Consider the following 22,110-nt stretch of genomic DNA (forward strand, 5'->3'; position numbering starts at 1 on the left):
AGTATGGAAAAATATATAATAACTTTGGATGAAGGAACAACAAGTGCTCGATCACTTGTAACTAATAAAAAGGGTGCCATCATTGCAGTTGATCAAATGGAATTTACTCAACACTTTCCAAAAGAAGGGTGAGTAGAACATGATGCAATTGAAATTTGAAACACTCAAAGAACAACACTTATACAGGTCTTAAATAAATCAGGGATTAGCCCTTCTCAAATTGAAGGAATTGGTATAACAAATCAAAGAGAAACAGTTGTAGTTTGAAATAAAGAATCAGGTTTACCTATATATAATGCTATTGTTTGACAAGACCAAAGAACCGCTGATTACTGTGAAAAATTTGGTAGAAAAGAATTAGATTTAATTAGGGATAAAACTGGTTTAATAATAAATCCATATTTTTCAGGAACAAAAGTTAAATGAATTTTAGACAATGTAAAAGGTGCAAGAGAATTAGCTAAAGAAGGCAAATTAATGTTTGGTACTATTAATACATGATTAATTTATAGACTAACTGGTGGTAAAGTTTTTGTTACTGATCATACTAATGCACAAAGAACATTATTTTATAACATTAATACAAATGATTGAGATGATGAATTGCTTAACTTGTTTGATGTTCCTAGAAATATGTTGCCAGAAATTAAATCTTGTTCTGAAATTTATGGGGAAACTTTTAAAGGTTTACTTTCAAAAAATGATGAAACCCAATTTAAAATTTGTTCATCTATTGGTGATCAACAATCTGCTCTTTTTGGACAATTATGCTTAAATTCAGGGGAAACAAAAATAACTTATGGTACTGGTTGTTTCATTTTAATGAACACAGGTGAAAAAAAGATTATGTCTACTCATGGTCTTCTTACAACAATAGGAGTTGCCATTGGTGACAAAATTACATATGCATTAGAAGGATCAGTAATGGTCGCTGGTGCAGCAGTTCAGTGGCTAAGGGATAATCTAAGAATTATTTATAACGCAATTGAAACTGAATGATATGCTGGTCAAGTAAATGATGACAAAAGAATTTATGTTGTTCCTTCTTTTACAGGTTTAGGCTCACCTTACTGAGACTCTTATTCACGTGGTGCCATTTTTGGACTAGATAGAGGAACAAAAAGAGAGCATATTGTAAGAGCTACTTTAGAAGCCATTGCTTATCAAGCAAATGATGTGATTAGCGCAATGCAAAAAGATATTAAAGCACCATTAGGCAAAATTAAAGTTGATGGAGGTGCTAGTAATAATAAATTTATGATGCAATTCCAAGCTGACATTAGTAGATCAAAAGTTATCAAACCAATAAATGTTGAAACTACTGCAATGGGTGCTGCATACTTAGCAGGATTGGCTGTAGGATATTGAAAAAATATAGATGATATTAAATCTAATTATAAAATTGATTTTGAACTAACAAGCAAAATTAGTGAAGAAGAATCAAAGAAATTAATTAAAGGTTGAAATAGTGCAGTTCAAAAAACATTTGGATGAATCAAAGAAATTGAATAAGATAATAAAAAAACACCTGCTTATTCAGCTGGTGTTTTATTTTCCATTATTGCTTTATCTTGTTCATCAGTTAGCATTACAGAAGCTACTATAAATAAAATTCCTGAAACTAAACTAATAAATAATAATGTACATACTGATAAAGGTATGTGTGTTTGTTCTTCTTCGGTCCCAACTTGCTTATATGCTTTGTGAGCTGCTAATGTCATTGGTAAAATTCACGCAATTGGAACTAAAAAAACAATTAACAATATTATTCCAACAGCGGGTGATGTTATGATTCCAACTAATCCATATATCATAGCTATTAAAACTAAAAATCCCATTCCTACTATATTTAGTATTATTCCAATTAAATATAATGTTTTTCTTGTTTGCATATTTTTTCTCTTTTCTTATTCTAATTAATATTAACAAAAAAAATTGCTTAGCAGCAATTTTTAATTTTGATTATTAGTTAACTGAAATAACAGTTCCAGCTCCAATAGTTCTTCCACCTTCACGGATTGAGAATTTTGTTCCATCTTCAACAGCAATTGGTTTAATTAAATCAATTGTCATTTCAACGTTATCTCCAGGCATAACCATGTCTGTTCCAGCAGGCAATGTTACTTCACCAGTAACATCAGTTGTACGGAAGTAGAATTGAGGACGGTATTTGTTAAAGAATGGTTTATGACGTCCACCTTCTTCAGTAGTTAATGCATAAACTGATGCTTGTAATTTAGTATGAGGTTTAATAGTTCCAGGTTTAGCTAAAACTTGTCCACGTTCAATACCTTCTCTGTCAACACCACGTAATAATGCTCCTACGTTGTCTCCAGCTTCAGCAAAATCTAATAATTTTCTGAACATTTCTAATCCAGTAACAACACATTTTTTAGCTTCTTCAACTAAACCAACGATTTCAACTTCTTCGTTAACTTTAATTGTTCCACGTTCAACACGTCCTGTAGCAACAGTTCCACGTCCTGTAATTGTGAAAACGTCTTCAACAGGCATTAAGAATGTTTTATCTGAATCACGAGTTGGAGTTGGGATGTATTCATCAACTGCAGCCATTAATTCTTCAATAGCTCCAACTCATTTAGCATCACCATCAAGTGCTCCTTTAGCAGAACCACGGATAACTGGTGCTCCTTCTCCATCGAAGTCGTAAGCTGATAATAAGTCTCTAACTTCCATTTCAACTAAGTCGATCATTTCTTCATCATCAACTAAGTCACATTTGTTTAAGAAAACAACAATTTTTGGAACTCCAACTTGTCTTGATAATAAGATGTGTTCACGAGTTTGAGGCATAGGTCCATCAGTTGCAGCAACAACTAAGATCCCACCATCCATTTGAGCAGCACCAGTAATCATGTTTTTAACATAATCGGCGTGTCCTGGACAGTCTACGTGTGCATAGTGTCTGTTTTCTGTTTTATATTCAACGTGTGAAGTATTAATTGTAATTCCACGTTCTCTTTCTTCTGGAGCGTTATCGATATTTGCGTAATCTTTAAATTCTGCTCCACCTTTATCTGCTAAAACTTTAGTAATAGCAGCAGTTAATGTAGTTTTACCGTGGTCAACGTGTCCAATAGTACCAATGTTAACGTGAGGTAAACTACGGTCAAAAGCTTCTTTTGCCATTTTTGTATTTCTCCTTTATTTATATCTAGCGATATTAGATTTACTTTCTAGTATCTTTACCGCCCCCGTAGGGGCGTTTTATTATTCTTTTAATTAAGAATATTTTAACTTTTTACATCAATAAGTGCAATTATATATTACTACTTACCTGATTTTTTAATAATTTCTTCTGCAATAGATCTAGGTGCTTCAGCATAGTGACTGAAAATCATAGTGTAGTTTCCACGTCCTTGTGTGAATGATCTTAATTCTGTTGCATAACCAAACATTTCTGTTAGAGGAACTTTAGACTTAATAGTTTGTGCGTTTCCTCTTTGTTCTGATCCTTCGATTAATCCACGTTTTGATGAAATGTTACCCATTACATCTCCATAGTATTCATCTGGAACAGTTACTTCAACGTTCATGATTGGTTCTAAGATAACTGGATTCATTTTTTTACATGCTTCTTTCAAAGCAAATGATGCAGCAATTTTATAAGCCATTTCGTTTGAGTCAACATCATGCATTGATCCATCAACGATTGTTGCTTTAACATCGATCATTGGGTATCCAGCAACTACCCCATTTGTAAGTGTGTTTTCTAAACCAACACGAGCTGCGTTAATATATTCTTTAGAAACACGTCCTCCAGTAATTTTGTCAATTCATTCAAACCCTTTATCAACATTTGGTTCAAATTCAATAACAACGTGACCATATGACCCACGTCCTCCTGATTGTTTAACATATTTACCTTCAGCTTTTGCTGGTAATTTGATTGTTTCACGGTATGAAACTTGAGGTGCTCCAACGTTTGTTTCAACTTTGAATTCACGTCTCATACGGTCAACAATAATGTCTAAGTGTAATTCACCCATACCAGCAATAATAGTTTGTCCAGTTTCTTCATCAGTATATGTTCTAAAAGTTGGATCTTCTTCTGCTAATTTTGATAATGCTAATCCCATTTTTTCTTGATCCGCTTTAGTTTTTGGTTCTAAAGCTAATTGGATAACTGGTTCTGGGAATACCATTGATTCTAAAATGATTTCATGTTTCTCATCAACTAAAGTATCACCTGTTGTAGTATTTTTTAATCCAACAGCCGCTGCAATATCTCCAGCATAAACTTCTTCAATTTCGTTACGGTTGTTTGCATGCATTTGTAAAATACGTCCTACACGTTCTTTATCCCCTTTTGTTGAGTTTAATACATAACTTCCTTTTGTAAGAATACCTGAGTAAACTCTAAAGAATGTTAATTTTCCAACGAATGGGTCAGTCATAACTTTGAAAGCTAGAGCTGAAAAGGGTTCATTGTCATCTGCATGTCTTTCTGCTTCTTCACCATTTGGTAAAACCCCTTTAATTGCAGGAACATCTAAAGGTGATGGTAAGTAGTCAACAACTGCATCTAATAATAATTTAACCCCTTTATTTTTAAAAGCTGAACCAGCTAATACTGGGAAGAATTCTGCACCAATAACCCCTTTACGGATTGCTTGTTTTAACTCAGCGATAGTGATTTCTTCACCATCTAAGAATTTCATCATTAATTCTTCATCATATTCAACAGCAGCTTCAACTAATTCGCTTCTTAAAATTTCTGCTTGGTCTTTTAAATCTGCGGGAATTTCAATTTCTTTAGCAATTTCTTCAGCTTTTCCATCAAATTCATAAGCTTTCATTTCAACTAAATCGATTAATCCTGTGAAGTTATCTTCAGCACCGATTGGTAATTGAATTGGAGCAGCTTTAGCTCCTAAACGGTCCCCGATTGATTTAACTGAGTAGATAAAATCTGCTCCAGTTTTATCCATTTTGTTAACAAAAACAATACGAGGAACTCTATAAGTAGTTGCTTGTCTTCAAACAGTTTCTGTTTGAGGTTCAACTCCTGATTGCCCATCAAGAACTGCAACAGCTCCATCAAGAACACGTAATGAACGTTCTACTTCAACAGTGAAGTCAACGTGACCCGGAGTATCAATTATGTTAAAACGGTTATTTTTTCAGAATGCAGTAGTTGCAGCTGAAGTAATTGTAATACCACGTTCTTGCTCTTGTGCCATTCAATCCATTTGTGAAGCTCCTTCATGAGTTTCACCAATTTTATGAATTTTACCTGTGTGGAATAAAATACGTTCTGTTGTAGTAGTCTTTCCAGCGTCAATGTGAGCCATAATTCCAAGGTTACGAGTATTTTCTAAACTAAATTCTCTTGGCATAATTTTGCCTCCTATCTAAATAAAATAATTGTTGATCTTATCAACGGTAATGTGCGAATGCTTTGTTAGCTTCTGCCATTTTATGTGTGTCTTCACGTTTTTTAACTGATCCACCCATGTTGTTTGCAGCGTCAACGATTTCGTTTGCTAATTTAACAGTCATAACTTTCTCGTTTCTTAATCTTGCATAGTTGATTAATCAACGTAAAGCTAAAGTAACTTGTCTTTCATCTGAAACTTCAACTGGCACTTGGTAGTTAGCTCCCCCAATACGACGAACTTTTAATTCTAAGTGTGGTTTAATGTTTTCAATAGCCTTGTTAAATACTTCAATTGGTTCTTCACCAGTTTTTTCTTTGATAATGTCAAATGCATCATAAATAATAGTTTGAGCTGTTCCTCTCTTACCATCTAACATAATTTTGTTGATAGCACGAGTAACTAATTTTGAGTTATAAATTGGATCTGCTAAAACATCTCTTTTTTCTGCTCTATTTTTACGCATAGTTTTGACTCCTTTCTTGATTTATAATTTTGTGATACTTATTTGCGGTTCATCTCACGGTAGTTCTAAATTTAATTAGATTATTTTTTAGGTCTTTTTGCCCCGTATAATGAACGAGATTGTTTACGGTTGTTAACTGCTTGAGTATCTAATGTTCCACGAATAATATGGTAACGTACCCCTGGTAAGTCTTTTACACGCCCCCCACGAATTAAAACAACTGAGTGTTCTTGAAGGTTATGTCCTTCTCCTGGGATATATGCGTTAACTTCCATTCCATTTGTTAATCTAACACGAGCGTATTTACGTAACGCAGAGTTGGGTTTTTTAGGTGTCATTGTAGCAACACGAGTACATACTCCTCTTTTTTGAGGTGCAGAAACTTTAGTTACTTTCTTTTTCAATGAGTTTATCCCTCTATTTAAAGCGGGTGCTTTTGTTTTTCAAGTTTTAGCTTTACGATTTGTTTTAACTAATTGATTGATTGTTGGCATTGTATTTCCTCCTTTCACAATTCCGTGTGTGTTGAACTCACATAAATAAATTATACACTTAATTAAGTAAAAGTTCAAACTTATCTTAATAAGTGCATATTTTTTTATATTATTTTAAACAATTCAATTAATGTAATTATTTTTTGTTTATTAAATGTGAGATGAATTGAAAAATTATTTTTATGTCTATTTAAATTTATATAATTTAATAATTGTGTTAATATTTGAGTTTTTTCATCAATTTGATAATTTGCATTGTTTTCTACCACTTCTTTTACAAATTGGCAAAAAATATCGTTGGATGTCAAAATATATTCTTTATTTTCTTGATAACTAACAATAAATAATTTTTCAAAATTTTCATTTAAAAATGTTTTAAAATTTTCAGTATTTTTATAAAAAGCTGCAAGTGTTTTTTTATAGAAAATGAATTCATTTTCTAGTTTTTCTAATACACTTTGAAAGAAAATCAGGTTATATTTTTTACAAAATCCAACTATTTTTATGACTTCTTCTAACTGAGCAACATTTTCTATTCTAAAATTGTTAACCAAAAAATGTTTAACTTGGTTATCAAATAAAAACGAATCTAACATTTTGAAACTTTGATAGGATTTGTTAATTTGATTGTAAACTATTTTTTCTATATTCATTTTTACTCCTTATAACAGTGGAGCCATTATATTGTAAGTTTTTACAACCGCTCTTTTTCAAATAGACAAATCTTTATTTGGCATGAATTTATACTCGAATGATTTTTCAATGTCTTGAATCATTTTTTTTGCAATATCATTATTTATTTTATTTGATTTAATCAAAGCCATAGTTTGTTGATCACAAAATAAAGCTCTATAATCTAAATTTGAGCTTCCTGTAAATGAAATAGCATCATCAAAAATATATGACTTTTCGTGAATAAAAGTATCATTCATTGAATATATTTTTACACCATTTTCAAACATTTTTTTAGTTCAATGTTTTGAAACTTCAAGTAGTAAAAATTTGTCAGTTCTTCCAGGTAACAATATACGAACATCAAGCCCTGTAGAAGCAGCATTACATAAGGCATTTATAATTTCAGGAGGCGGTATAAAATATGGAGACTTTAATCAAATTCTATTTTGGGCAGAATGAATTAAGTTAAGAAGTAATTCTAGGCAAATTGGCCTCTCATGATTTGGTCCATCTGAAACTATTTGTACAAAATCATTTGTAACAAAACGCTTTCTTATTGCCTTTCCAAATTTAGGCTCTAACTTTTCAATTTTATTTTGCTTTTTACCTGCATAAAAATTTCAATCTTTTTTAAAAATTAACTCAATTTCTTGAACACTTTCTCCAACCAATCGAATGGCTGAATCATTTCAATAACCAAATACACCGCTTTTATTGATGTATTCATCTGACATATTAATTCCGCCTAAATATCCTATTTGACCATCAATTGAAATATCTTTTCTGTGATCTCTATAATTTGCATTTCACTTTAAAAAAGGAAAATGAATAGGAGAATATGCAATTAAGTGCGCACCTTCTTGAACAAGTCTTTTTTTGCTTTTTGTAAATCTTCCGTAGCTCCCCAAAAAGTCATATATTATATATACTCTTATTCCTTGATGCATTTTATAAATTAATAAATCAGTTAATTTATTTAAAAATTCACCTTCTGAAATTATATAGCAATTGATTAAAACGTATTCTTTTGCATTATTAACATCATTTAATAAATTTGCAAAATACTGATTACCCGATTCCAAGTATTGGATTTCCGTATTTGAATAAATGCTTTCTTTTTGTTGCTCAAATGTCATCATGAATGACCTTTTAAATTCTGGAACTTCTTTTTCAATTTCTTTCAAGTTTTCAATGTCATATTGTGTTTTAGATTGTAAGGCACTAGTAGAGTTTTTATTATATAAATAATTTTTATTTTTTTTATATTTATAAACTCTTCCTAATAAATAGTATGAAATAATTCCAAAGAAAGGAATCAAAATAATAAATAGTGCTCATCTAATTCTAGTCTCTATTCTTCTTTTTCTGTTACACAAAACTACAATGGCTCACGTTACAGAAAATAAGTGAGTTATTGAAATGAAAAAAATAAATGGCAAGGGATTTGATATAAAAAAGTTAAGTGATAAGTTAATTGAAATATATAAAGCTCCACCAACACTATACATTACTATTAATGAAGCTGTTGCTACAAATGGTTTTTTCATTATCAAGCACCCTCCTTAAACTTAAACATTTTACTTTTAGTTGTTAACCATTTATTTGTTTTTGAAATTATACTATTGAAATAAAATGGCGAAATTTGTTTTGTTGTTTCTGACAATCAATCATTTAATTTTAACTTAAGTAAAAAGTTATTATATGTATTTATGTTTGCTTCAAAATCAGACTCAAAATATGTAATTACATACATTGAAAGTAAATATCCATATTTATAAAAACTATCAATTTTATTATCAGATATTTTAGAAAATATTATCCCTATTTTAGCGTAATAAAAATGTTTTCTTTTATTAATTATTTCATCAGAAAAGCTAGAAAAACTTTTTATTTCATTGAACGCTTCTTTTTCATAATTAATTTTTAAAATATCATTATTTTCAATTGCTGGTAATAATGTTTCAATTATTTTTGTTATTTTTATTTTTTCAATTTTTATTTCTTTTGTTTCAGCTGAATCTAAGTTTGTATAAAGTAGCCTTGAATAAAGAACAATATGAATTATCTCATTAGTATAGTTTTTTCTGTTTTTGCCTTCAAAAGCTATTAAGTTTAAAAACAACTTAAGTATTATATTTTCTTGAGCAAAAATAACTAATCTCTTAGCTTCTTTTTTTGATATTCCATGTTCCATTAATCAAGAATTAATTTCGTTTTTTCTTGATTTAATGAAATGTTTTTGTCCTTTTATACTTTTTGAAACTTTAAACATTTATAAATTCCTTTTGCTTCATTTTAATTTAATTATATGCTTTTAAAATAAAAAAACACAAATAGCCATTTTACCATTGTGTTTATATTTTTATTTTTGTCTTGAAAGAAGTGGAAACATAAATTTCTTATCTTTCAATCCAGTTGTTACTTCTCTTAAATATAAACATGAATGCACGTCCATACCTGTTTTAATAAATGTTTCAGTTTTTGTTATATGAATGCCATCTTTAATATCTGGCATAAATCCAAAGTCAACTCTTTTAATTCCACTTGGAACAACAATATTTAACAATTCTTTTAAATCAATGTTGTGACATGAGAATGAACCAATAAAATCAAATATACCATCTTTAATTCTAAAACACACTACTGCTTCTAATGACGGAATGTATCATAAATCATCTTCAAAGTATTTTTGAATATTATGAAACTTAACTAAACTATCTCCTTTTGTGTCTAATATACTTGATTGTTTGCTTGAATGTAAAATTGTTTCTTTAACTAATTCAAAATCATGAGCAATTGATAGATCAAGTTTAATTATTTTTGATGACTCTGATTTTTCTTTATTATTTCATGGAAGGAAAAATAAATATTCTTGTCTTCTTTCAAAACCAGATTTTTTTAAAATTTCTTCATCCTTAATACCACAATATGAAATTAAAATGTCTACTAAGTTTGAATATTTGTAAATTGCTGCCTCAATTAAAATTTCTTCTAAATTTTCATCATGATACGCTTCTTTCACGAAAAAGTTTCCAACTTGAACTGCACTACATTTTTCTCCGCTAATGAAAACATCAAATTTCAAAATACCTAAAGCTGCTATAATTTCATTTTTTTCATTAACTATTGTGATGGGTGAAAAGTTTTCTAATTGCTTATCCTTAAACAATCACTTTTCAAAATTATTATTTGGTGATCTTTTAATTAAGTTGCTTAAATCTTGGTTGAAGTGTTTATTATCTTTGTGGTCAAAAACAATATCATAAGTATCTCTCATGCGAACTTCTCCTCTTTTTATAAATTACTTATTAATTATATACCACTTTAGTGTTAAAAAGAATACTTAAAAATTGTTAAAGTTATTAAAAACCTTTATTTTTGCACGTTTAATTCTTTTATTACAATATCTGCAAGTGGATTAAAGATAAAAACTTTTAAATTTCTAATATCTGAATTATTTTCAATTAATTTTTTTAGCATACGTGCTTCATATTTGTACTTGTCATCATAAGGTGTTTTACTAAATTTAAAAAGGCATAAAAATCAACTGTCATTTGACTTAAGAAGTAAGTCAATTTTTCCATAAAAATCAACATCTGCTTGAACATTAGCTAATAACAAATTTGCTATAGAGTGATTTATTTTATGTTTATAAATAAACTTATTTAAATCATGGACAACTGATTTTGCAATATTAATCGCTGATTTGTGTTCTTCATCAGTTTTTTCGAATTTTAGAGATTCAGATTTTCTTTTAACAACAGAATTAATTATTAATTCTTTTGCAATTTTATTTCTTAAAAATATCTGATCTAATACTTTATTTGACGGATTTTGAATAAACGGAAATTTTATTTGACACAGTTGTTCGATTGAATCAAGAACTAACTTTTTATTTTCATCAATATAATAAGTTAAATTAAAATTACTATTATTATAATCAATATTTTTTATTAATTTTAAAGATAACGTGACTTCATCATATTCAAAATATTCAGATACATCATTTATGAAATGTTTTGATTTTATCGAACTCATTTTTTAGTTATAGAATTAAATATTTTTGATGCTTTAGTATCTAGTACATCTTGATCAAAATAAACTTCAACTTCTTTATTAAAGCTTATTAATTCTTCCTTTATATTTATTGGTTTACTTCCATGAATGTTTACACTAGTTGAAAAAATTGGGCCTGTAACATTAATTATTGATTTAATATCTTCTCTTTCAATCAATCTAACAGCTATAGTTTCTAAGTTATCAATAGTTTTAAATATTACAGTTGTTGATTTTTCAAATAATAAATCACTAAATTCGTTTTTTGCTATATTTAACTCGTCTAATTGCTTTATATTTGAAACCAAAATAATTAAAGGTTTATTTAGCATAGCTCCTTTAATTTTATTAATCTTTACTTCATTTTCTTTATTTCACGCAGCAGATAATCCATATATTGTATCTGTTGGCAAAATGATAACTTCACCTTTACTAATTTGCTTAGTTGCTTTATTAACTTGACTTTTATTTAACATTTTTATTACCTTTTTTTCTTTTAGCTAATATCTGAGAAAATTTAATTTGGGCACCAACTCTTTTTTTAAATAAAGTTGTTTTCATAATGTTAAAACCAATAATTAAAAATGATGATATTAATATTCCAAATAATATAATTGATTCAGCAATAACATTTATTGTATTTTCTCAAGCAGATTGTATGTTACCATCTATTTTATCTAAATAATATGCATCTTTAATTAAGTTGTAATCAGAATCACCCATTATTGATTTAATTGATGAAATAAAATCATGACCTGCGCTGTTATTATTTTCTGTTCCATAGTTTCATGCTTCGACTAAATTACCTACTTGCACTTTTGAAATAATATTTAAACATGTAAGTAACAGTAAGTTTCCATAAATTATAAAGTATTGCGTTATAAATAAATTTTGTGATTTATTTTCTCCACGAATTGATACTGAAACAAAATACATAAAAGTTGCCATAGTTGTTCCTAAACCAATTATTGGCAGAGAACAATATACAAAATAACTATTTTGATATTTTAAAATATCTGTGAATTTTGGGTCTAATAAACTATTTTCAACTCCATATCTTTTTAAAAGTTCAGGTAACACATGAATAGTTCTAGTCAACATAGCTACTTTTGTTGTATCAAAAGAAATCATTATTACATATATAAATTGTGGTAAAAGAATACACCCAGCTGCAAAAATAGTTCAATTTGAAATATTTTTATCAGAATTTTTAAATATTTTTGATAAAAAGGATTTCATTCTGTTTTGGCTTAATTCTTTTTTTCTGTTGCTAATATAATCAATATATTTATTTATATTTAAATTTTCTGCTTCAACAATCATTGCATTTTGAATACTTAAAGAAAGCATAAAAATTGCAATTATTTGAATAAATAAAATTCATCATACAGCATCTTCAGAAGCTCATTTATAAGCGTGTTCTTTATTATTCGTAAATTGTTTTGAAATCTCAGCTATAACTGGTGGTACTTCTCTTAACGAATTATTTTCAGTTTGTTCAATAAGAGATTCAAAAGTAAAAAATTCTTGAAATTTTGAGTATTCATATTGTGCAATTGATGACATTAGCGCTGCTAATATTCCAAATGAGATTACAAAAATTCAAAAACTTGTTTTCAACTTATTATTAACTCCTGTGGCAGTTAGCAAAGGCTTAAGTAGGACAAAACCAAATATAGTTATTATAAAAAAAGCTCAACCTATATAAACAGGTGTTAAAATATGTGTTTTTGAAGGCAAATCTAAAATAAGAGAAAGTTCTTTTCAGTTATCAAAATAAATTTTTAAATTAATATCTGAAAATACAATTCAACTAAATATATAAGTAGGTATCATAAGAACAATAAAAATAAGCATACTAAAAAAAGCAACTTTATATAAGTGTGCATTTTTTTCTTGAATAGAAGCAACCTTGTTTTTTATTCCAAAGTTTAGTCTAAACCTATTTTTGAACTCAACCTTTTTTTCCATTTACTCTCCTAGTTATTTATGATCATATACCTTCAATTACCAAAATAATCTTTTTCAAACTTTCATTTATATTTTAAACCTATTTCCGTCTGTAGAAATATTTCTAAATCATTTTTTTGTTTTCAACCTATTTCAAAAATAAGCATCATTTTTTCATCTAACTTCATAACTTTTTCAATTTTTTTAATAGCTTCTTTATAAAACAATAAACCATTATCTTCAGCAAACAAAGCTATCTTAGGTTCATATTTTAATGTACTTGAGTCAATATCATTATCATTAATGTCAATATATGGTGGATTACAAACTAAAATATTAAATTTATTTTTGTTAATAATTATAGAATTTAAAAAATTACTTTTTACAATTTTAACTTGGTTGTTTAAATTATTTAGATTAATATTTTTCTCAGAAACATTTAATGCTTTTTTTGATATGTCACAAAGAACTAAACTATTAATTTCATTTTCAATTGCTATAGAAAGTCCTATGCATCCTGATCCAGAACAAAGATCTAGTATATCCATCTTTTTATCTTGTTGATTAATAAACTCGTTTACATAGTCAACTATTTGCTCAGTTTCGATTCTTGGTATTAAAGTGTTTTTATTTACTAAAAATTTATGCGCTCTAAAAATTTTGTAGCCTAAAATATAAGCTAAAGGTTTCCCTTTAGCTACACTTTTTGAAATTTTTATAATTTGATTAAGTTGTTTTTTAGATAATGCATTTGCTTGCAAAAACATTACTTCTGAATATTCTATTTTTGTAACAAAAGAAATTATTTCAATAGCATCTGATTTTCCAATCTTGTTATTATTTAAAAGCATATCTAAAGCAAACTTAATATTAATTTTATTCATTTTCTTGTAACTGAGCTTCAACTTTTTGACGTTGTTCATCATTAACTAATGCAATAATGAAATCATCTATTTTTCCTTCCATAACTTGATCTAGTTTGTTCAGTGTCAAACCAACTCTGTGATCTGTTACACGATTTTGTGGATAATTATATGTTCTAATTTTTTCACTTCTGGCACCTGTTCCAACAGCGTTTTTACGCGTTGCATCAGCTTCAGCTTGTTGTTTTTCTAGTTCTGCTTCATATATCCTTGCTCTTAACATTGTCATTGCAATATCTTTGTTATCATGTTGACTTCTTCCATCTTGAGATGCAGCAACTACACCTGTTGGTATATGTGTAATACGAACTGCTGAATCTGTTGTATTAACATGTTGTCCTCCAGCTCCAGATGAGCGATATGTGTCAATTCTTAAATCACTATTCTTGATTTCAATTTCAACATCACTCATTTCAGGTAAAACAGCAACAGTTGCGGTAGAAGTTTGAATTCGACCTTTTGCTTCAGTTTTTGGAACCCTTTGAACCCTATGCGCCCCAGATTCAAATTTTAATTTAGAATAAACTCTTTCACCTTTAACCATAAATGAAACTTGCGAGAAACCACCAGCTTCAGAAGAGCTTGCATCAAGCATAGTTATTTTCCAATTTTGAGTTTCTGCATATAACTTATACATTCTTAATAGATCACCAGCAAAAATGTTTGCTTCATCACCACCAGCTGCACCTCTTATTTCGACAATAACGTTTTTATCGTCATTAGGATCTTTTGGTAAAAGTAATTCTTCTATAATTTTAACAATAGGTTCTATTGCATCTTCATTTTCTGATAACTCTATCTTAGCCAACTCAATCATCTCTGCATCTTTTTCATTACCTAAAATTTCTTTGGCATCAGACACTGCTTGAATTATAGTTTTGTATTCGACAAATTTTTCTACAACATCAATTAAATTTGCTCTTTCTTTATTAAGTTCAAGCATTTTCTTAACATCAGATACAATTTCTTCAGATTGTAAATCCTTATCTATTTGCTCAACTCTTTTTTGCATTGTTTCTAATGCTTCATAAGTTTTTGGATTCATGTTTACCTCTTTTCTATCTGATAACAGTTTCTACATCTTGCTTCATAGCTATCATTACCATCAACTAAAATTAATGGCGAATTCCATTCAGCAGGTTTACCATCAATTATTCTTTGTGTTCTGTTCGCAAAATTGCCACATTTCTGACAAATTGCTGTTAATTTATCGACCATTTCAGCCAATGGTAAAATTCTGTCAACATTTTTAAATGGTTGGCTTCTGAAGTCCTTGTCCAAACCTGTAACTATAACTATAATTCCACGATCAGCTAATTCTTCAATGTAATCAACTATTTCTTCATCAAAAAATTGAATTTCATCAATGCCTACAACATCAACTTTTTTTTCTAAAATTTTTGTTTCAAGTTTTTTTCTTAATTCAGCAGTTGAATTAACAGGTATAGAAGATAATAAAGTTCCAGCATGCGAAGCAACTTCATTAATTGCATATCTGGTATCTATTACAGGTTTAAAAGCAATGACATTTCTTTTAGCAAATGCGTGTCTGCGTAATCTTTTAATAAATTCTTCTGTTTTACCAGCAAACATACAACCAGTTATTAATTCAACTCAACCTAATTGTTTTTGCTCAATTGTATCTCTATTTGGTATCATAACTATTTATTACCTTTTTTAATAACTGCTTCTAAATCTTTAACAAGCTTACTGATGTCAGTTAATGAATTTAATTTACATCCACTTGCTAATTTATGACCACCACCATCATATTTATTTGCAATTTTATCTATTTCATAATCTCTACTTCTGATTGAAACTTTAATTTCGTTTTCAAGTTCAATTACTAATACTCATATCTTGATTTCATCAATTCCACTCATTGTACCTAAAGCAGATTTAATTTGTTCATATGAGTATTTTCAAGGTTTTTGGTCTTCTTTAGTGATTGTAATGTGTCCTACACCTTTTTTAGATAAAACCAATTTTGAAAATGCAAAGTTTGCATATTGTTTTCTTTTTAAATCCGAAACAAATAGTGAATCGTGAACAGCTTTTAAATTAGCACCATTTTGAAGTAGTATTTTAGCTGCATTAAAAGTTTTATAACTAGTATTAGGAAATAAAAATCTTCCGCTATCTGTCAATAAACCTTTATATAAGTTTGATGCTGCATTTGAATTTCATTTTAATTTCATTGCTTCTGCTCATAAGGTAATTACTTCTGTACATGCCATTGCTGTTTCATGAACAATTTCATTTTTTGCATATGGATCAATATTTACATGGTGATCAATTTTAAATGTTTCAATTGCCTCATCATATCTGTCAAAATCCAATCTTGCTTTTGTCGCTGTATCAACTGTAATAACTAAAGCTGATTTAATAAACTCATCAGTGATTTGTTCATTAAAAAAATCATTATTATCATCTAATCTGTCTCCAGGAACAATAATTGTTTTTCCAGCAAAGTTTTCTTGTATTAAATAAGCTAATCCCATTGAACTGCCTTGTGCATCTCAGTCAGGTCTAATGTGTTTTAAAATAATAATATTTTTATACTTTTTTATTTTTTTAACTAATAATTTGTAATTTGTTTCTTTCATTTTTTTCTCCTTTTTATATTATTGCTGATATAGAATGTTCTTCAAAATAAAGAACAGCCTCATTTTCTCTTTCAAATGTTTTATCTTCAGAATAAAAATATACTTTAGTTTTATTTCTTGTTACACCAAAATACATATTTTTATCATGATATTTATTTGTTCTAATAATTCTAACATTTATTGGTAAGGAATTATTCTCAATAAACTCTGTTGATATTTCCAATGGATTTATAAATATAAAACCACTTTGATTAAATTTTTTTGCATTAACATTCCATAATCTATTTTCTACATCAATTAAATTTTCAGATTCTTTTGCAAACGCAAAAACATTTGATTCACCTAATTCATTTTTACAAATTTCAATTAAATTTTTCTCAAAAAATTCTTTTGTACTTGTTTTGACTAATTCATTATTTCTTGATCAATAAATTTTTTTATTTTTATTTAAGTCACTTATAGTAAATGTTTTAGAATGCAAAATAATAAATGATATGTCAGGATAAAATTCATTTATTTTGCTAATAGTTTCAAAAAGCATTTCATAATCCTTGTTTGTTAGTAAGTGCAAGAAGTCTGAAATTACAATATTTTTTTTGCCTAAGTTAATTGCTTTTAAAATTTTAACATAAATCATATTTAATGATGAAAGCTTAAAACTTCCTTTTAAGAATCATTCAAAATTTATGTCTAAGTTTTTAAAGTTACTTTCCATTCAGTTTTCAGCTTGTTTAAAAATAGGTACGATTTGCTTTTTATAATGTTTTCTTAATGAAATGAATTCATTTTTGTTTCCATATTTAACTTCACCAGTCAAAATTAATTTGTGATAATTGTGAATATTAGAAATTATGAATTTTGTTAGTAAAGACGCTTCAGCTTTAATAAAGTTAAACAAGAATTTTTTTTCTGTGTGATTTTGATCATTAATTCTATCTTTAATTATTTTTTTTCAAGTGTTTAATTCAGCTGAAACTTCTTGCTGAACTTCTTTAGCTACTGAATATGTCTTGTAAAATTTGTCTAATTCAAATTTAAATTGTGAATTTATTGTTTTTTTTCTAAAAATTAAAATAATACTTTCTAATCGCAATTTGTTCAATCTAATATTTAAAAATTTTAATTGTTTTTCTACAATAAATTTTGTCTGTTTGTACTCAAATAATGCTTTTCTTTTTCTTAGTAATTTATTATTTGATTTTTTTGTATTGAATTCACATGTACATGAATCACGCAATCCATTTAATGCTTCGATTCGATCGTATAGTACTTGTACAAATTTAAATTCTCTTTTTTTAAGCAAAGCGTCTTTTTCAATATCATATAATGCTTTTGATAAAACTTTAACTTGAGGTGAAAATTCGACAAACATTTTTTGAGACATACTTTCATTTAGTTTTGATAAAACATCATCTAGGTTATTAATAATTTTTTCATGAGATTCGTTTGAGAATTTAATAAATTTATTAATAGCTTCATCAATATCTCTTCTAAGCTTTAAATCAGAAAGATCATTTTTTGAGTCTACTAATGATAAGTAATCATATTTTTTTTCAGCATATTTTATTCTAGCATTTCTTAAGAATTGCAAATCAGAAAGAAGTGAAAGTGCCAAAATTCATTTTGTCGGAATTAAACGCTCAAATCAGGTATCTGTTTTAATATACTCAGTTCTTAATTTAACAAAACTTCTATTAATTACATCTTCATTATCTACTTGATATCTACCAGTCTTATTTTTTTGTCGCCCCAGAATTATTTTTTTAAATGATTTTTGTTTTTCATCTTCTAAATAAACATTTGTTATTTGTCCTGATTTAGATTCAAAATCAACTTTTTTAAGCCCCTCTTTAACACTAGAAGGCGTAAAATTTTTAATTTTATATGACATTTTTTACCTTCCTTACTAAAGACAATACATTTATTATATTTTAAATCATTTAAGCTTTTAATTAAACCAATTAGGCAAATAAAAGACCACTATTGTGGTCTAAATTATTTATTTTCTTTGTTTTTTGATTTTTGTTCTTCAGAATTTTTTTGAGCAGTTGCATTAATAGCTTCTTTTCTTGCAAATTTTGATTTAAATTGTTCAACACGACCTGTAGTGTTTGCAAAGTTTTGTGCTCCTGAAAAGAATGGGTGACAGTTTGAACAAACATCAATTCTCATTTCTTCTCTTTTTGTAGTTCCACAAACAAATTCATTAGCACAAGTTGTACAAATAAATTTTGCTTCCTCGAAGTATTTTGGTTGAATATCTTTTTTTGGCATAGATGTATCTCCTTTCACACTATGTTTTCATATAGATACTTTTTCAGTACTTAAAAATTATATAACATTTTTATTTAAAAGCACAAATAAAAAACCGCTTTCGCGATTTTTAATTAAAAGTTTAAAAATATATTAAGCTTTACCTTTACATCCAAATCATTCAGTTAATTCATTAAATGTTTCTTTTAATGCTTGGTAACCTGGGTTTAATAATTTTCTTGGATCAAATCCTTTAGTTTTATCATCTAAGTCTTTTCCAGCTTCAATGTATTTTCTTGTAGCGTCTCTAAATGCTAATTGCAATTCTGTATTAACATTAATTTTTGAGATTCCCATTGAAATTGCTTTTTCAACTTGATCTTGAGGAATTCCACTTCCACCATGTAATACCATTGGCATTTTACATGCTGATTGTAATTCTTCTAAAGTATCAAATGATAAAGAAGTTCATCATTCTGGGTATTTCCCATGAATATTTCCAATTCCTGCTGCTAACATTGAAATTCCTGTTTTTGAAATTTCAGCTGCTTGAGTTGGGTCACCTAATTCACCGTTTCCAACAACTCCATCTTCTTCTCCACCAATTGAACCAATTTCAGCTTCAACTGAAATTTCATGTTCATTAGCAAAAATTAATAATTCTTTAGTTTTTGCCAAGTTTTCTTCGTATGGTAAATGTGATCCATCAAACATAACTGATGAATAACCAGCTAAAATACATTTTTTAGCCATTTCAATTGATTGTCCATGGTCTAAGTGTAACGCTACTGGAACAGTAATGTTTAATTCTTCTAATAATCCATTAACCATTCCTACAACAGTGATTGGTCCACCCATATATTTAATTGCACCTTCACTTGTTCCTAAGATAACAGGTGTATTTGAAGCTTGAGCTGCTTCTAAAATTGCTTTAGTTCATTCTAAGTTATTAATGTTAAAGTGACCGATTGCATATTTGTTTTCGTGTGCTGCTTTAACCATAGCTGTAGAGTTAACTAATTTTTCATGATATAGTCTTGTCATTTATTCTTCCTCTTTCTTTTACTTCTTTAAAATTATACAACTTTATAAGTTTTAAAAAAATAATTTTAAATTATCTTTTTGCTGTTCATTTAAATGTAAATGTTGTTAATGTAAATAATCCTGCAAGAATTGCTAATGAACCAACTATTGGTTGTCAAACTGCAGTAAAGCTATTCATTGTTCCTTGTGAACTTGTTAATCAAGTTTCTGAGTTGAAAGCATACATATATAAGAACACTGGATATTTATGTGGAATAAAGTATGTAAATATAACTATTCCTTTACTTGTGAATAAAGCTTGTGCAGGCAACATAACTCCAGACAAGAAAATACTAAAGAAGTAAACCATCATAACTACACCTTGAATTGATCCAGAAGAATTTGCAATTCCACCAAATAGTGTTGCAAGAGCAATAGAAGTTGCGCAAATTAGTATTATTGATAATAATAAATATCCAAAGTTTATTGTTTTAAATGCTGATAAAAAATCATTGTTAGCCCCTGTACCCAACACAGCTATACTAAATATCATATTAAAACATAAAACAATAATATAAAAGAATAACCCAGCTAGTAAGTAAACTAATCAAATTGAAGCAATAAACATGCTCTTTTTAACTCCTGTTATATCTATTCTTTTTAAGAATACTGAGTTTTTTCACTCAACTATTGCTGGGGTTAATGATGTTAAAACCGTTAAACATGGTAATAAAGCATAATTAAAAAGCAATGCTCCTTTGACAAGTGTTTTGTCGTTTCCTTTAAATATAAAGAAAAACATAACAGAAAAAAATATTGGAACAACAAGCATAAAAATAATACTTCTTGGTTCTTTAATAAATGATTTATAAACTAGTAAAGTTAAGTTTTTAAAAATACTAGTTTGTTTCTTAAAATTAAATGTGTCTATTTTTTTAAACATTATTTCAACTCTCCTTTAAAAAATAAATTCATCAAGTCTCTAACTGATCCATATTTTTTAATTACTTCAGTTATTTTTTTATCAAAGAAAATTCCACCATCTTTAATTATTATTATTCTGTCACACAAAATTTCAACTTCTTTTGGATGGTGAGAAACAAGTAATAATGTTTGTTTAAATTTTTTAACATTATCTCTAAAAAAATCTGTTATTTTATATTGAAGTTCCATATCCAATCCTGTTGTTAATTCGTCAAGTATCACAATTTTTGGATTATTCATAACAGAAATCATAGCGTTGAATCTTTGCTTCTGTCCACCAGAAAGTTTTTTAAGAGGAGTTTTAATAAATTCTTTAATATCAAAAACTTCAGCTATAACATTTTCTCATTCTTTTGTAAATTTAGGATAGATGCTTCTATAAAAAGCTAACATATCAGTTGGAGTAATACCTGCTGGTCAATCACCTGTTTGTAATTGAATTCCAATTTCATTTTTTATATTACCTTCTAAATTAATTTTTATTGAGCCTTTATCAGGTTTATTAAACTGAGCAATCATTTCAACTAATGTTGTTTTACCACAACCATTAGCCCCCATAATTGCAACCCTTTCTCCTTCTTTAATAGCAAGGTTCAAATTATCCAATACAACTTTATTTTTAAATGCTTTTTTCAAATTTTTTATTTCAATTATATTTGTCATATTATCTCCTTTTCATATAAATTTAATAATAGCACTAATAATTAAAATTGTTATATACTATAAAAAATATTCATGTACAATTAATTATAATTTTAGGAGGTATTATGAAAATAGATTTAGTTAAACCTGAGTTGAAGCATGTAACTCAAATATCTAATGTTTTAAATGACTTTTTAAAAAATTCAAATGAAATGATCAGTGGTATACAAGGAGCATCAGATATACATACTTTTGAAAATATTGATGAATGAATAAAGTTTGCTCAGGAAGGAACTGGTAAAGAAGGTTGAATGCCTTTCAGACAATTTCTAGCTATTAATGAAGAAAATGAAATAGTCGGATTTATAAATTTAAGATTGCAGCTTAATGATTACTTATTAAATTTTGGAGGTCACATAGGTTATGGTGTTTGCCCTTCTCAAAGAAAAAAAGGATTTGCAACAGAAATGTTAAGGCAAATTATAAAAATTGCTAAAAAAGAAGGAATCACAGAAATATTAATAACCTGTTTAGAAACAAATATCGCTTCTGAAAAAGTTATTCTAAATAACTGCGGAATTTTTGAAGATGCTAGAATAAAAGATGGAGAAAATATAAAAAGATTCTGGATAAAATAAA

The 22,110-nt window shown here is 27.9% G+C and carries 23 protein-coding genes; 2 read left to right on the forward strand and 21 right to left on the reverse strand.

Features of this window, described 5'->3' with window-relative positions; genetic code table 4:
* The first annotated feature begins 3 nt into the window (after positions 1-3).
* Complete coding sequence (gene glpK, locus MTABA_RS03490; protein ID WP_100679779.1) at positions 4-1,512, forward strand: glycerol kinase GlpK; 1,509 nt, start codon at positions 4-6, stop codon at positions 1,510-1,512.
* A 20-nt stretch (positions 1,513-1,532) separates the two neighbouring features.
* On the opposite strand, the gene MTABA_RS03495 is transcribed toward glpK, so the two are convergent.
* The 21 genes from MTABA_RS03495 to MTABA_RS03595 all read right to left on the reverse strand — a co-directional run bounded on the left by MTABA_RS03495 (position 1,533) and on the right by MTABA_RS03595 (position 21,492).
* A complete protein-coding gene (locus MTABA_RS03495) occupies positions 1,533-1,892 on the reverse strand; it encodes a hypothetical protein (RefSeq protein WP_100679780.1) in 360 nt (119 codons plus the stop codon).
* A 73-nt stretch (positions 1,893-1,965) separates the two neighbouring features.
* Positions 1,966-3,150: an elongation factor Tu gene (gene tuf / locus MTABA_RS03500; protein ID WP_100679781.1), complete on the reverse strand. Its 1,185-nt coding sequence runs from the start codon at positions 3,148-3,150 to the stop codon at positions 1,966-1,968.
* Between the two features lie 140 nt (positions 3,151-3,290).
* On the reverse strand, positions 3,291-5,360 hold the full coding sequence (fusA, locus tag MTABA_RS03505; RefSeq protein WP_100679782.1) for an elongation factor G: 2,070 nt from the start codon (positions 5,358-5,360) through the stop codon (positions 3,291-3,293).
* A 37-nt stretch (positions 5,361-5,397) separates the two neighbouring features.
* The gene (gene rpsG, locus MTABA_RS03510) at positions 5,398-5,865 is read right to left on the reverse strand and encodes a 30S ribosomal protein S7 (RefSeq protein ID WP_100679783.1); all 468 of its coding nucleotides are present in this window, start codon (positions 5,863-5,865) and stop codon (positions 5,398-5,400) included.
* Between the two features lie 80 nt (positions 5,866-5,945).
* Positions 5,946-6,359: a 30S ribosomal protein S12 gene (gene rpsL, locus MTABA_RS03515; protein ID WP_100679784.1), complete on the reverse strand. Its 414-nt coding sequence runs from the start codon at positions 6,357-6,359 to the stop codon at positions 5,946-5,948.
* A 104-nt stretch (positions 6,360-6,463) separates the two neighbouring features.
* Entirely contained in the window at positions 6,464-7,012 is a 549-nt protein-coding gene (locus tag MTABA_RS03520; protein ID WP_100679785.1) for a hypothetical protein, read from the reverse strand.
* 9 nt (positions 7,013-7,021) lie between these two features.
* Positions 7,022-8,581, reverse strand: coding sequence for a cardiolipin synthase (gene cls / locus MTABA_RS03525; RefSeq protein WP_167373339.1), 1,560 nt, complete (start codon positions 8,579-8,581; stop codon positions 7,022-7,024).
* The gene (locus MTABA_RS03530) at positions 8,581-9,306 is read right to left on the reverse strand and encodes a hypothetical protein (protein ID WP_100679787.1); all 726 of its coding nucleotides are present in this window, start codon (positions 9,304-9,306) and stop codon (positions 8,581-8,583) included. The genes cls and MTABA_RS03530 overlap by 1 nt, the downstream gene beginning before the upstream one ends.
* A 90-nt stretch (positions 9,307-9,396) precedes the next feature.
* The gene (locus MTABA_RS03535) at positions 9,397-10,311 is read right to left on the reverse strand and encodes a hypothetical protein (protein ID WP_100679788.1); all 915 of its coding nucleotides are present in this window, start codon (positions 10,309-10,311) and stop codon (positions 9,397-9,399) included.
* Positions 10,312-10,406: 95 nt separating this feature from the next.
* The gene (locus MTABA_RS03540) at positions 10,407-11,072 is read right to left on the reverse strand and encodes a hypothetical protein (RefSeq protein ID WP_100679789.1); all 666 of its coding nucleotides are present in this window, start codon (positions 11,070-11,072) and stop codon (positions 10,407-10,409) included.
* Entirely contained in the window at positions 11,060-11,566 is a 507-nt protein-coding gene (locus tag MTABA_RS03545; protein WP_100679790.1) for an L-threonylcarbamoyladenylate synthase, read from the reverse strand. The genes MTABA_RS03540 and MTABA_RS03545 overlap by 13 nt, the downstream gene beginning before the upstream one ends.
* Complete coding sequence (locus tag MTABA_RS03550) at positions 11,556-13,061, reverse strand: hypothetical protein (protein WP_100679791.1); 1,506 nt, start codon at positions 13,059-13,061, stop codon at positions 11,556-11,558. The genes MTABA_RS03545 and MTABA_RS03550 overlap by 11 nt, the downstream gene beginning before the upstream one ends.
* An 8-nt stretch (positions 13,062-13,069) precedes the next feature.
* Positions 13,070-13,924 (reverse strand): peptide chain release factor N(5)-glutamine methyltransferase, encoded by an 855-nt coding sequence (prmC, locus tag MTABA_RS03555; protein WP_167373340.1) that lies wholly within the window; start codon positions 13,922-13,924, stop codon positions 13,070-13,072.
* Positions 13,917-15,008 (reverse strand): peptide chain release factor 1, encoded by a 1,092-nt coding sequence (gene prfA / locus MTABA_RS03560; RefSeq protein ID WP_100679793.1) that lies wholly within the window; start codon positions 15,006-15,008, stop codon positions 13,917-13,919. The genes prmC and prfA overlap by 8 nt, the downstream gene beginning before the upstream one ends.
* 2 nt (positions 15,009-15,010) lie before the next feature.
* Positions 15,011-15,622, reverse strand: a complete 612-nt coding sequence (locus tag MTABA_RS03565) for a thymidine kinase (protein WP_100679794.1) — start codon at positions 15,620-15,622, stop codon at positions 15,011-15,013.
* Between the two features lie 2 nt (positions 15,623-15,624).
* Positions 15,625-16,569 (reverse strand): DHH family phosphoesterase, encoded by a 945-nt coding sequence (locus MTABA_RS03570; RefSeq protein WP_100679795.1) that lies wholly within the window; start codon positions 16,567-16,569, stop codon positions 15,625-15,627.
* 13 nt (positions 16,570-16,582) lie between these two features.
* The gene (locus MTABA_RS03575; protein ID WP_100679796.1) at positions 16,583-18,460 is read right to left on the reverse strand and encodes a hypothetical protein; all 1,878 of its coding nucleotides are present in this window, start codon (positions 18,458-18,460) and stop codon (positions 16,583-16,585) included.
* 104 nt (positions 18,461-18,564) lie between these two features.
* The gene (rpmE, locus tag MTABA_RS03580; RefSeq protein ID WP_100679797.1) at positions 18,565-18,843 is read right to left on the reverse strand and encodes a 50S ribosomal protein L31; all 279 of its coding nucleotides are present in this window, start codon (positions 18,841-18,843) and stop codon (positions 18,565-18,567) included.
* Between the two features lie 132 nt (positions 18,844-18,975).
* Complete coding sequence (gene fba / locus MTABA_RS03585; RefSeq protein ID WP_100679798.1) at positions 18,976-19,866, reverse strand: class II fructose-1,6-bisphosphate aldolase; 891 nt, start codon at positions 19,864-19,866, stop codon at positions 18,976-18,978.
* A 70-nt stretch (positions 19,867-19,936) separates the two neighbouring features.
* On the reverse strand, positions 19,937-20,788 hold the full coding sequence (locus tag MTABA_RS03590) for an ABC transporter permease (RefSeq protein ID WP_100679799.1): 852 nt from the start codon (positions 20,786-20,788) through the stop codon (positions 19,937-19,939).
* Positions 20,788-21,492, reverse strand: coding sequence for an ABC transporter ATP-binding protein (locus tag MTABA_RS03595; protein ID WP_100679800.1), 705 nt, complete (start codon positions 21,490-21,492; stop codon positions 20,788-20,790). The genes MTABA_RS03590 and MTABA_RS03595 overlap by 1 nt, the downstream gene beginning before the upstream one ends.
* Before the next feature lie 104 nt (positions 21,493-21,596).
* Here MTABA_RS03595 and MTABA_RS03600 point away from each other — a divergent pair, with 104 nt between their 5' ends.
* Complete coding sequence (locus MTABA_RS03600) at positions 21,597-22,109, forward strand: GNAT family N-acetyltransferase (protein WP_100679801.1); 513 nt, start codon at positions 21,597-21,599, stop codon at positions 22,107-22,109.
* Position 22,110: the final 1 nt, after the last annotated feature.

The organism is Mesoplasma tabanidae (assembly GCF_002804025.1).
In the GTDB taxonomy this organism is placed as follows: domain Bacteria; phylum Bacillota_I; class Bacilli_A; order Mycoplasmatales; family Mycoplasmataceae; genus Mesoplasma; species Mesoplasma tabanidae.